10 protein-coding genes are annotated in these 11,424 nt (G+C 55.7%); 2 read left to right on the top strand and 8 right to left on the bottom strand.

Annotated elements, in window-relative coordinates; genetic code table 11:
* Window positions 1-32 precede the first annotated feature (32 nt).
* Together G4G93_RS33210 and G4G93_RS33205 are read right to left on the bottom strand one after the other, a co-directional pair.
* Window positions 33-680: a class I SAM-dependent methyltransferase gene (locus G4G93_RS33210; RefSeq protein ID WP_312892321.1), complete on the bottom strand. Its 648-nt coding sequence runs from the start codon at window positions 678-680 to the stop codon at window positions 33-35.
* 240 nt (window positions 681-920) lie between these two features.
* The gene (locus G4G93_RS33205; protein WP_165091565.1) at window positions 921-1,127 is read right to left on the bottom strand and encodes a hypothetical protein; all 207 of its coding nucleotides are present in this window, start codon (window positions 1,125-1,127) and stop codon (window positions 921-923) included.
* A 461-nt stretch (window positions 1,128-1,588) separates the two neighbouring features.
* Here G4G93_RS33205 and G4G93_RS33200 point away from each other — a divergent pair, with 461 nt between their 5' ends.
* Both G4G93_RS33200 and G4G93_RS33195 read left to right on the top strand, forming a co-directional pair.
* Window positions 1,589-2,704, top strand: a complete 1,116-nt coding sequence (locus G4G93_RS33200; RefSeq protein ID WP_165091564.1) for a hypothetical protein — start codon at window positions 1,589-1,591, stop codon at window positions 2,702-2,704.
* A gap of 381 nt (window positions 2,705-3,085) precedes the next feature.
* Complete coding sequence (locus G4G93_RS33195; RefSeq protein WP_165091562.1) at window positions 3,086-3,583, top strand: hypothetical protein; 498 nt, start codon at window positions 3,086-3,088, stop codon at window positions 3,581-3,583.
* Window positions 3,584-4,489: 906 nt separating this feature from the next.
* On the opposite strand, the gene G4G93_RS33190 is transcribed toward G4G93_RS33195, so the two are convergent.
* From G4G93_RS33190 to G4G93_RS33165, 6 genes are all read right to left on the bottom strand, one after another.
* Window positions 4,490-5,455, bottom strand: a complete 966-nt coding sequence (locus tag G4G93_RS33190; RefSeq protein WP_206290164.1) for a hypothetical protein — start codon at window positions 5,453-5,455, stop codon at window positions 4,490-4,492.
* 69 nt (window positions 5,456-5,524) lie between these two features.
* The gene (locus G4G93_RS33185) at window positions 5,525-7,789 is read right to left on the bottom strand and encodes a glycosyltransferase family 4 protein (RefSeq protein ID WP_165091559.1); all 2,265 of its coding nucleotides are present in this window, start codon (window positions 7,787-7,789) and stop codon (window positions 5,525-5,527) included.
* A gap of 766 nt (window positions 7,790-8,555) precedes the next feature.
* The gene (locus G4G93_RS35660; RefSeq protein ID WP_312892320.1) at window positions 8,556-9,140 is read right to left on the bottom strand and encodes a DUF6538 domain-containing protein; all 585 of its coding nucleotides are present in this window, start codon (window positions 9,138-9,140) and stop codon (window positions 8,556-8,558) included.
* 527 nt (window positions 9,141-9,667) lie between these two features.
* The gene (locus tag G4G93_RS33175) at window positions 9,668-10,237 is read right to left on the bottom strand and encodes an SLATT domain-containing protein (protein ID WP_099954284.1); all 570 of its coding nucleotides are present in this window, start codon (window positions 10,235-10,237) and stop codon (window positions 9,668-9,670) included.
* Window positions 10,238-10,245: 8 nt separating this feature from the next.
* On the bottom strand, window positions 10,246-10,917 hold the full coding sequence (locus tag G4G93_RS33170; RefSeq protein WP_123834322.1) for a nucleotide-binding domain-containing protein: 672 nt from the start codon (window positions 10,915-10,917) through the stop codon (window positions 10,246-10,248).
* A gap of 362 nt (window positions 10,918-11,279) precedes the next feature.
* Window positions 11,280-11,424, bottom strand: a 145-nt coding sequence (locus tag G4G93_RS33165; RefSeq protein ID WP_165088713.1) for an ATP-binding protein, incomplete at its 5' end; no start/stop codon positions are given.

The raw sequence follows: 11,424 nt of genomic DNA, 5'->3' as shown, positions 1-11,424 counted from the left end.
GGGTGCAGCCTTCGCGAGCCCGTCCGTGTCGGTCAGCGCCAGCGCAGCAGATCGGACTGATCGGTCCCATGAAACAATGGGGCGATGGATGCGAGATCCGCCTCCGGCATGAGGGCCAGGGCCCAGATATCGAAGAAGCGGCCTTTACCGATACGGACCTCGGTGAAGCCGGCATCGAGGCCGACACGACCCAGACGCTCGGCCGTGAAACCTGTGTTGTGAGCCATGAAGCGATTGCCGGCGCCGATGGAGGCAGAGTGACCGAACATCATATCGAGAGGGGTGATCGGTCCCGCCGGGGATACGTACACGACGTGATCCATCTTGCCTTCGGCGACGAGTTGCGCCACAGCCTGAAGATCTGGGCACGTAATCAGCGCGAAGCCATCCGGCTTCAGAATGCGCGTGAACTCACTGAATGTTGGGAGAACCTCATGTGCGTGAAGGTGCTCCACGTTGTGCGACGACCAAACTGCATCGAAAGAGGCGTCCGGCGCGAAGGCACGCATGTCGGTGACAGACCCGATCAGGTCGGGTGCCACACGTGCATCAATATCGAGGCGGACCTCGCTCCATCCATGGTTGCGAAAGGCGGGATGCAGCTTGTCCCTATCGAAAGGTCCGCTACCCGTATTGAGGACACGTCTTTGCGTTGTCCGGCGCGATGAAGAGATGATCACTCGTGTTCTCGGTCTGGCTGCCAGCGCGACGCGAATCGTGCGGCAAGCGAACATAGAGCAAAGCTTGCGGCGATGACAGGGACAACTTCGGGCGTCGCCACTTCGGTGTTGTCCAGCATTATCCTGCCGCAGGAACCCATCGCCCGGCCGTGCGAATCAGATCCGCACCATTGCCGGAGAGCCCGGCAGGGCGCCATGAAACGGGGAGGCCAAGTATCCCGAGGGGGATCACGTAGCTCATCAGCGTCCCTCGTACCGTCCCGTTCCCGCCTGGAGAGCATGCGAGATTGCGGCGCTCGTGGCCGGTCCCAGTGTCGCCACGACGCCAACCAGGAGGATCGTCCAGCTGAGCCAGCCGGGCCTCTCGTCGATCCGCATGAAGCCGAACAAGGCGATCGGTAATCCGACGACGACTCCCACCGCGACGGCAACCAGCTGATAGATCAACCCTTCCCCCGTCGACATCGGGCCCGCGAGCCGTGCTGTTCCACATCAATAACCCAACTGCTGCGCGCGCCGCGCACTCGGGACGACCTCTGGGTCAGGAGCAGCACCATCCCGCCACAGGATCGGCACGGCGGTGCCCGGGGCCTGTAGACCTGCTCCGGTCATTTGGACCATAAACTCTACCGGTTGTCACCTCGTCGTGAGCGGGGCGCCGGTCAGGCCGAGGCTTGCGGCGGAAGCGAACTCACCGATCCATGCGCGCAGCGTCGGTGCGCTCCGATCGTTCGAGCCGAGGCAGGACAGGACGGGGCGGGGCAGACAGGCGGGGCGCGCGCGACGAGCTTTTGAGGGGAAAAACTTGAACATGTCCGGTCATAGCTCTATGCTCTCCTGCGATGTAGACGCCGCTAGCTAGTAATTAATAGCTTCCGGAGCGAGGAAATATTTTGAAAGAAGCCGATATGAACGATGCCGCGCTCGAGATTTACCAGGCAATCAGTGATCTGAACAAGCGGTTGAAGCAGGGAAGTTTTACTGATATTGCAGAAGCGGTTGCGCATAATTTGGGCAATCAAGAGCTTCATACCATTCTTTCGTCGATGCTCGTCAATGCCAGCCTACGTCACCGCAACAGCGACCTGACGCATCGCCTCGTGAATGTGGAGCGCATCGAGACCTCGTCCATGAGCAGCATCCAGATGCCGGTCGGGATGGTGTCGAGCGACGGTTCGGCCATCCTGGGCAGGGATGGCTTCATGTTTCTGATCGGAGGGTCCAACGACGTTCTTGCCCAATATGCCCCGACGCGCCCTGGCGACCTCGACGTGGCAACGCAATGGATCGCGCTCGTTGACAATCGTCTCGAACGCGCCGCTCAAGCCGGCGTCCGATTCCATCAGGTCATCGTCCCTGAAAAAATTTCGATCCTTCCGGATCTGTACCCGACGCCGATCTCAAGCCCGACCCGCCTGCTCGATCACATCGAGGCCGAAATGCGGGATCGTCACGGGAGCGCCATCTACACCTCCGTGCGCGGGATATTCTGGAGCCTCGCAGACCGGACGATTGCTTGCCGTCGAGCCGACAGTCACCTATCGCCTTATGGTACTTATTTAGTTTTCAAGCATCTGATGAATGAGTTGTTCGATCTGCGCATCCCCGCCTATCGATTCGACAAGGCAACGGCGACGATCGGCGATTTGTCATACCGGATGATCGGGCTGTTTGTGCCCGAGATATTTTACGAAGTCGATACCGCAGACCTGCCGCATTTTTGTGACGGGGTAGAAAAATCGGACGAATATATTCCCGAAGACGGATCTCATATGGGGCGTCGGCAGATCTGGAAGAATCCGAAGGCGCCCATCGACGAGAAGGTCGTTGTCTTCGGCAATTCATTTTTCAGTTTCGCCGAGAACGGGCAAGGTACGCTGTCCTGGTGGTTCGCAAGGTGGTTTCGGGAATTTCACTTCGTTTGGACCAACGAAATCGATTGGGATTATGTGGTGAATGAAAAGCCCGGTGTTGTGTTTTGGCAGGGAATCGAACGATTTCTCGGAGTTATTCCCCAACAATGACACGATTCATGCATGCGGTCTCCGGTTGTAGCACGTCGAGCGGCCGTGCGTGATCGTCGGTGACGTGGGCATGGTGCATCTTGTCGAGGAAGTGCTGAGACGAGAAGCTGTCCAGAACCATGCCGGGTTTCGGTAGAATCGTCTGAGCATGAGCAGTTTTCTGGCATCCACATTGCTCAACCATGACGCCCCAGGGTCATCGCCCGCAGCCTGCTCCGAGAGACGAGCCTTCTTCCCGGACAGACCTCAAGAGGCCGGCCTGTCGTGCATGACAACCGGGTGTGATATGTCGGACGGATGAGGCGCCGCCCTTAAGGGACCAGCAGCGTTTCAGGTCGATACCAGTGGCCGAAGCGCATCGGCTGCGTGAGGAGGGCGTCGGTGGCGGTACATTTGAGGGTCGTTGCAATCGGTTTGTCGCTCGGCTTGGGCGGCTGTTTCGGGATCGGGCAATCGCGCGAGCCACACACGCTTGCGCCGGCCTGGGCGGCCTATCCAAGCGCGGTCGATGCGGCTTATCCGAATGCGGTGGATTCCGCTCCTGACAAGCTGCCCGAGAGCACGTGCAAGACGCTTCTTACGTCGAGAAACTCCGTCGATCCATTGTGTGTTTTGTCGAATTCCAGCATAAGCTATCGTAAACCGCAAAATATCCGCGAACCGCGACAGCGATTCGCCTCTATATCGCCAGCTGCGGCTGTTCCAACATTGGGCTCGGCCGCGCTACCTCTCGCATTGGAGAACGCGCCCAGCATTCTGGCTAAAGTTGCAGTGATGCAGGAGATCCACAAGCGCAATTCGGCGAAGGCGCGTGAGAAAGAGCGGGCAGACGAAAAGCAGATCAAGCGTATCACAGCCTCGATTTGCTCCGGGTGCTAAATGTGGGATCTTTCGGTTAAAGGCAGCGGCGCAGTTCGGACGCAGCTCAATGCACTTGCAAAGGCGCTGCGCCCGACCGTGCGATTCGCCGGCGGCGCTGCCGCTGTTCAACGATTGCCTTCGCGTCCATGACGCCCTTCTCCCCCACCCCACCCGAAGTTGCGGCAGCGAGCGGCAGCAGCAGCATCGGATCATCGGGCGAATGTCGCGCGCTTTGAGCGACTTCCGCACTTTACAAGGTGAGGGCCAGCGAAAGCGGTGCCGGCTTCACCGGCACTGGACGAGCGGGAGCAGATCCTCGAACAGCGGCGCGGTGACCGCTTAGCGATTGGCCGGCAGGCTCGGCAGTTCAGGAGGCCAACCCCTTACTTTTTCCCCTACCCCGTCAGGCTCATTCCCACGAGGGGCCGGTGCGGCAGGTTGGGAAGGGCCGGGCACGTCATCAGCGCGTGGCGATCCTGCCCGGTCCACGAGGGGCTCTCGACGCGGGTCGAGGCCGAGTTTTCCCTGATCTGCTGGTGCGCTGCCCGCACACCCAGCGCGGCGTGATCCCCCGGCGAGTCCCCGCGCGCCCACCGGCCATGCCCCAGCGTCCGACAGATGCCGGTTGTAGCCAAAAGCCGATCCATCCGTGACCCCGCACGGACGGACCGGCTCTTCTGTCACGACACGCCCGCTTTGTCGGGTTGAGGTGGATCGGATCGCGGGTGTCTCTTGAATGCGGGCCAGCCGGGGGATCCTCGTCATCCAGACCGCCGGTGATGGCCGCGCTGGGGTGGCGGAGTATGGTGGGCAGGCCGCAACATCAAGGTCGACCGGATCGAGGTGGTGTTTGACGCCAGGCAAAGATAGCAGCGCCAGAACGCCTGCCCAGACCCGCCTGGACGCCATGACTGGTGTGATTGATCAATTTAGATTATTTTCTCTGATCCACTTAAGATAACTGTTGGCACGAAAAGGGTTAGGATAATCTTCCTGCAGATCAGGTCGTTTACGGTACAGTACACGATGTTCGTATTTGATGGGTGTGCCATCGTTATATGAACCATAAGCCCAGTATTTACTAAATATAGGATCTTCATATTTCTTTAATCTTGACTGGTACCATTTAACAATTTCAAAAATAGCTGTACTCGATCCGGAGTAGCGGTCGATCATTGCTTCACCGACATCAGTAATTTTTGTGAAATGGTAGAACCTCAACAATGAATCACCCGCATAGAGGGTTCCGTCGTGGTCAAACGTAATGGGTCGGGAACTGATGTTCCAGCTTGCCACATTGTACCCGGGATCCCTCACGATCTCGACGCCCTCGAAGAAAGCCGGCACGAGATCGCACCAACGTTGATCGGTATAAATACCTTCTGACGCAATTTCGAAACAGAAAAATTGCAGCCGTTCCCGCCACCATGCGGCGAAGCGCCGTCCCTCCGTACTATTTCTCACGCCTAAAAATCCTAGATTGTATACGCCATGTAAGAGAGAACTGCGCTCGTTCTCCCACATGTATTTTGATTTTTCTTCGGGATTAATTAAATGAGGAGTCAGTATCATATTGGCATTTTGCAGTCTCTGCACCAACGGTAGAAGGCTGTTAAATATAGCAATGTCTGGATCGATATATAAAACAATATCAGCACCAGAGTCGAAAATTTTTTCCAGGAAAAAGCCCTTTACAGCTGTGCAAATTTCAACAATGTTGTGTCGAAATATCCAGCTTTCTCGATTGTCGATCCTCAAATCCTTCAACCAGAGCACGTGGTCGAACCCATGGTCGACCATGTCGAGCTTGTAGTCTGCCGGCTCGAGATCCGAGATACATAGCCACAGCGTCCAGTCCGGGTGGTGTGCTCGTAGCGTCTCGCTGAGCACCCGCGCCCTCGACAAATAAGAGAAGGTAATACTTGTATAGCAATGCACTTGCGACATATCCGTTGCCTATCACTTGCCGAGGAAGGAAAAGCTGGGCTTGTTCAGTTCAATTGATCCGACAGATACAGGCCGCAATCGATAATTGCGTAGTTGGTCATAAGCATTTCCTGACGAGAAAAATTCCGTCAGATCTTTTTTGCTGGTGAGAAGAATTCCCGATTTGAACTCTTCAATGAGCTTCGCCGCGTTCCCGCTGTCTCTTCGGCCCACGATGTATGTTCCAGCCAGCACTGACTCCAGGGTGCTGAATGAGAACGTTTCAAAGCATAATGACCATTGGATGACTATATCAATATCGTTTTCAAGAAGAGCGTCGATCATCGCTGAAGGGTTTTGAGAGGTGACGGTTGTCGGCACAAAATGGATCGCGGGAGTCAGCTCGCCCGGGGAGGTTGCAAAGTGAAAAAAGTTGTATCGGGGATCGCGCCGGCATGCCTCCGCGAGTTCATGAAACACATGCCAGCCCTTATGAGCCGAGGCCATGCCCACGAAGGCGACTTTTGCGGGACGCCCGACGGCCTTGTCGCGGGCCCTGGTGCCGAATTTCGGATGGGCATGCGGTGAGACGATGGCCCGCCCGGTGGTGTAGCTGGATTTCGCTTGCCAGAAATCGCGGACCGTCTCTGACGGAAAGATCACGTCCGGCTTGAGGATATCGAACAGCAGGCGTATCGCTTTCAGGTGTTCGATCCGCTCACTGCCATACACACAAACGGTGCATGACGCCGATTCGGACTTGGGCGCCCAACAGAATTCAATATCGTTGCGCAATAGCGCATAATTCGTGCATAGCGTGGAGCAGTCGTGAATCCAGAACGAGCTGCCCTGCGGCCTGAGAGCGGCATGTAAATTCGATATAAATTTCAATGAAAAGCCGAGAAGGGAGTGAATAATGAAGTGGATGTCGACGGCTGACCCTGTCGCACGTTCGGACAAACATGCAATGAGATCAAATTTGGTTGCATGCCCAACCCTATCCCCATCGATAATGATTGTAACAAGTTCCTCGTTGTCTTCAGATTTTGGGTTGAAATAAAGGGTAGGACGAGCAGGAGAAATATGAACGTAGGAAATTCCTGAGGCATTCGATTCTTTTTGTTCCTGACCGATGCAATTCTGGATACCCCCATAATTTCCGGTATAGTCGTCATGACTAAGACTTAAAATGACGCGGTTGCGACTATTTGGAATCAATCGTTCAATATATGTTTTTAGAACGTCGCTCTTGAGGGCGACGCGATGCGAAGCTTGCTTAAGATCGTTGGCGGCGCGCGCCCCCATGGATCGAGCAGAAGAGATGATTCTCGACTCGATAAAATGCTCTGACTTGACCTGCCGGCCCTCCGATTTTCCGACGACGATATAGTGATAGAATGGATTGACGCCAGCAGTTCTGACGTCAGGATTGAGACGAAGATATTCTCGCACGTCGAACTGCGCGGTCGGATTACGCCCCTCATGCCATCCTTGGGCGACGAAATGGGCGAGCGGGTCAACCCCAGCTGCGGCGATATCGGAATACGTTCTTAAGTAGTACTCGCGATCGAAGTAAGGTTCGATCATCGATCGTTGAAAGTTCAAGGCGGCTGCATCTGCGCCGGTAGGGGCAATGTCAGCTCTCAGTTCTGGCGCTGATTTCTCTTGGGAGTGTTGTTTCTCAAGCAGATATTGGTAAAAAGGGTTTACCCCGGCGAAGCCTATATCCGGCCGACTTTTCAAGAACTCCTCGATGTCGAACCAAGGGGTCGGATTTCGATTTTCACGCCAGCCGTATTCAAGAAAATGGTCGAGCGGATTGACCCCGCTTTCCGCAACGTCGCCATTTTTCGACACGTAAAAAGTAGAATCGAAATGCGCTTCTACGAGTTTGCGTACAACATCATTTGTGTTGAATGTGCGGATGTCTTCGATGGCATCATCATTGCTCGACGGCGCGTGCTCGTTCTTGATAAGATACTCATAGAACGGGTTGATATTGTTCTTAAGATAACTCTCATTTTTGTCAAGATAATACTTGCTTCGAAACCAAGAGGTTGGATTGCGCCCCTCACGCCATCCATATTCCAGAAAATGGTCGAGAGCGTCGTGTCCGACTTGTGCAACGTCTGGATTTGTCGAGAGATAATAAATAGTGTCGAAATGTTCGGCGACGATCGATCTTTCGAGGGATTTTTGATCTGTTTCTGCGATTTCTTTCTGAGGTTGATTGCCTTCGGCATCCCTCTCCGGCGTTTTGCCAACCGTTCGAATTATGCGACTGACAAAATTTTTCATGGACCACCGACGTTTGCTAGGTTCCGCTGCTGAAAGTGCGCCAAACTCATCCGAATATGCCGGCGCATTCCTTATCTGAGTGACATGAAGTCGTGCAATGCAAGAGGCGTGCTCGGCAGGCGGAGCAAGCCCTGTCGCTGACGTGGACGGGGCACTTCAAGATTTTCGTCACACCAATCGACTCCGCGCGCCTGTGCCCGGGCCCTCAATCCTACGGCAGCATTTTATTGTCAAGGCTAGTCGAATTGATTGCGACTAAAACAATGAGTCGAACTATGAAATATCGTATATGTTGTAAAGATTCGCACATGTACTGTAAATAAGAAGTATTAAGTGAAAAAATTGTATTTTGTGCATTTGCCACATCATATTCAAATTCAATCTCAAAATTATAACGATATCATAGGTTGTATATTTCACTGAAAAAGCAGGTATCATGGCATGGCTGCCAACCACAGACAGAAACCCTGATTCTGCGGATTCCTGTGGGCCGAGAAAACCTCTCCCGCTCATTCCCCGTGCTCGATGCCGGTCACCTGTGCAGCATGGTCGATGGCGGAGTCGCCGGGCACGGGCGAGCCGAAATATGGTTTTGTTCAATTCCGTTTCCCGGCGCGCTCTCTTCGAAGCCCGCTCGCGCCGAAACGAGCCGCTTGCCGCAGCCTGGGCATCAGCGAAGGTCGGGATTTCACTGTTTCTGATACTGCTGGCGAGTGCAACGCGTCAGACAGCTTGGCTTAGCAATAATCTGCCATGTTGGAGCATCCTAGTTTTCGTTTGCTGAGGCGAGCGGGAGCGCCGCAATGGATGAGCTCGGGTCGAAGGCGTGGCTTGACCACTTAGAGGTATGGCTGGCTCCCTTTCTGGCCGCCTTGCCCCGTGCCTGGGGATTGGGATTGCCCCACAGAAACGGGGCAATCCCAATGCCCTGCTTGCGGAGCATGGCGACGGTGACGAAGCCCGCCTCTTCCAGCCGGTTGCAGGCGAGAGCTTCGCGCGCCCGTGCCGCCATCGTCTCGTACTGGGCGACGCGCCGCTCCCGCAGGTCGGTCGGGATCGCTCCGTGCGTCAGCCGTCCCTGTCCTTCATCGTCGAGGATCGTCCCGTAGAAGTCCTGCACGAAGCGGGCGAGTTGGTCGTCGGTCAGCATCGGCGTCGCGCACAGGGCCGTGAACAGGCTCTCCGAGGCGAGGTATACCCGACAGGTTCTCGCCTTGGCAGCACGAAGGTCGGTGGTCGCGAGGCTGCGCACCAGTTCCTTCAGGCGCAGCCTGGGTCTGAGCGTGTCCGGCACGCGGCGTCGAAAGTGGAAGATTCGTCCCCGGAGGACGACGTTGGCGATGGACCTCACTCCGCTCCCTCGCCGCCCGGGCGGGCGGCCTGTGTAGCAGCGGAATGGTGCAACCGGCTCACTCCGCAGGGCGGCTGCGCGAGAACGTGAGCGATCTGAGTGGGTTAGGTGAAAAGGTGGCTGGGGCGCCAGGATTCTCAGCCAAAACCGAAGGGGTACGACATCAAGGGGTTAAGCCCCCGATCACCCGTCTTGAGCGGCATCGGACCTAGGAAATGGACCATCGGATTGGACCCTGGTCAACGCTCGGTTTTAAGCGCTCCACAGCCTGTAGAAATCGGCGGCGGATCCGCAAAGCGCCGTAAGCCGACCTTCCGTCGGCAGGCGCCGAACCGCCGCTCTGGACCTGATACGGACCCTCACGACGTCCACCTCGGGGCATTCCACAGCGCCGGCTCTCTATGAATAGCTTACTTGAGAAAGTCCGTTTCGAATGGCCTCTGACAGTATATAGAATAGATTGTAGATCACGGTGGACAATAAGATTCCAACCGAACTGCCCGAATTAAGTGAAGAAAGCGACGTGACTATTTGTGCGCCAAGAGGTACAACCCGGCAGGCAGAGCCAAAGAAAAAATTACAAGAGCGATTCTCAGCGAAAGAGGCACCATATCCTTCCAAGTAAATTTTCGCTGCTCGTTAATCCATGCTCTCTCTTGCTGTGCGAAAAACTTGTAGTGTGTGAACCAATCGGAAAAGAGTATCTGCTTGCTGATTGATGCAGCATAGAAACTGCTCTCGAGTTCTGCGAGGCGAGCGTGGCTTTGCTCCACGTCAGAACCACCTTGGACTTCATAATATAAATCTCGAAGCTGGTTGTAAATTTGGGTCAGCTTCCGGCCAACCTCATCATATTCTTTACTTCGATAGGCTGCGATATAGACGTTGCACAGTCCAAGCACGGCCAAGCACGCTGAGGGTACCTTTGCGGAGAGGGGCTCCCAAACCAGCGCAAATATTCCGACCGCGCTTGATATGAAGCCGATCCAACCCGGCACTTTCTCGACAAGATCGAAGGTTGCAAAATGCTTCTTCGCGCCGAACCCTACGTTGTAGCCGGTGTTGGCTATCGCCTTAAGAAGACCAGCTCTGTCCACCGGATATCCTACTCGGTTATGGGAACGTGAATGCGATCTTTGGCGACGACGACGCCGTCTTTCACGGCGTAGCATTCTACAATATGGTCGCCCCGAAAGTTGGTCCTTTCTATCTTCTCCAGACGGCCGTCATCCGGTACGATCTCGCCTCGGATACAATCACGTCTCACGGCCGTGGGACCTCTATTGAGCACCTTCCACAGCAACGTGAAAGGCGGAGGTACGTCGGTATCAGTGACGAAGAATTTCAAGTCCTTCTTCGCCTGGAGAACGCGGCTCGCGGCAAGCAAGCTGCGTAGGAGGGATGGGCGAAAGCCATCCTGCTTCACCTCGCACTCCAGTTCGATATCGAAGCGGATATCGATTGGGTACATGTCCTCGATAAAGCGTTCGGTGTTTCGAGCCTCGTAGCCCCCAGACTTGAGAGCGGACTCGAAAGCCGAGTCCGCAGCCGTGGTTGCAACGGGTCTGGGCGGGAAGTTCGATCCGAAAACTTTGCGCCAGCGGTCGTTGCGGTAATCCTGTGTTTCCGCCTCGATCGCTTTCAAGCAAAGATCGTACGCCTTCCCTGCCTTTCTGCGAAAATCCTTCTTTACCTTGACACGCTGGCCGCTCCCCAGTGCGGCGTAATAATCTTGCTTCGGCTGATCCTTGAGAAATGCAAAGAAATCTCGGCTCATCCAGTCGTAATATAGGTAGCTCTTTCCGTCGTAAGCGTCAGTCTTGTGTGGATGGCTCCCGCATTGCAAGCGGCGAATTGAGCTTCTGACGCGTTGGTCGGGTGCAGTCTTGTGTCCGGCCTGTTGATGCAGTCGTTCATGTGACCGCTGGCCCTGATGGTATCCGCGAGCTGGGTCCCACTCTGCTTTGCGGGCTATCACGCCCTGGTGTCAAACGGCATCGGAACGGGACCCCTGATCGGCGTCCAATCGGGACCCTTTGTTGCGCGTGGCGCGACGCCCCTGATCAGCCCGGCGAAGCGGGTCGGGGTGGCGCAGCCGGGCTGAGCAGGGGTCCAGGATGAGCTGCGCGCAGACCGCCCTCACGCCCGGTTCTTGAAGCGCCAGCTCTCGTTGCCGGTCTCGACGATCTCGCAGTGGTGGGTCAGTCGATCGAGCAGTGCCGTCGTCATCTTGGCGTCGCCGGCAAACACGCTTGGCCACTCCCCGAACGCCAGGTTGGTCGTC

The sequence above is a fragment of the Methylobacterium sp. DB0501 genome (genome assembly GCF_011043735.1).
GTDB classification, from domain to species: Bacteria; Pseudomonadota; Alphaproteobacteria; order Rhizobiales; family Beijerinckiaceae; genus Methylobacterium; species Methylobacterium alsaeris.
Note: the sequence above shows the minus strand (reverse complement) of the source record. Positions and strands in the feature narration are given on the sequence as shown.

What these genes read in the sequence shown, in the direction of transcription:
- G4G93_RS33200 (WP_165091564.1), top strand. Translation starts at nt 1,589, where the DNA reads ATGAACGATGCCGCGCTCGAGATTTACCAGGCAATCAGTGATCTGAAC.
- G4G93_RS33185 (WP_165091559.1), bottom strand. Translation starts at nt 7,789, where the DNA reads ATGAAAAATTTTGTCAGTCGCATAATTCGAACGGTTGGCAAAACGCCG.
- G4G93_RS33170 (WP_123834322.1), bottom strand. Translation starts at nt 10,917, where the DNA reads ATGAGCCGAGATTTCTTTGCATTTCTCAAGGATCAGCCGAAGCAAGAT.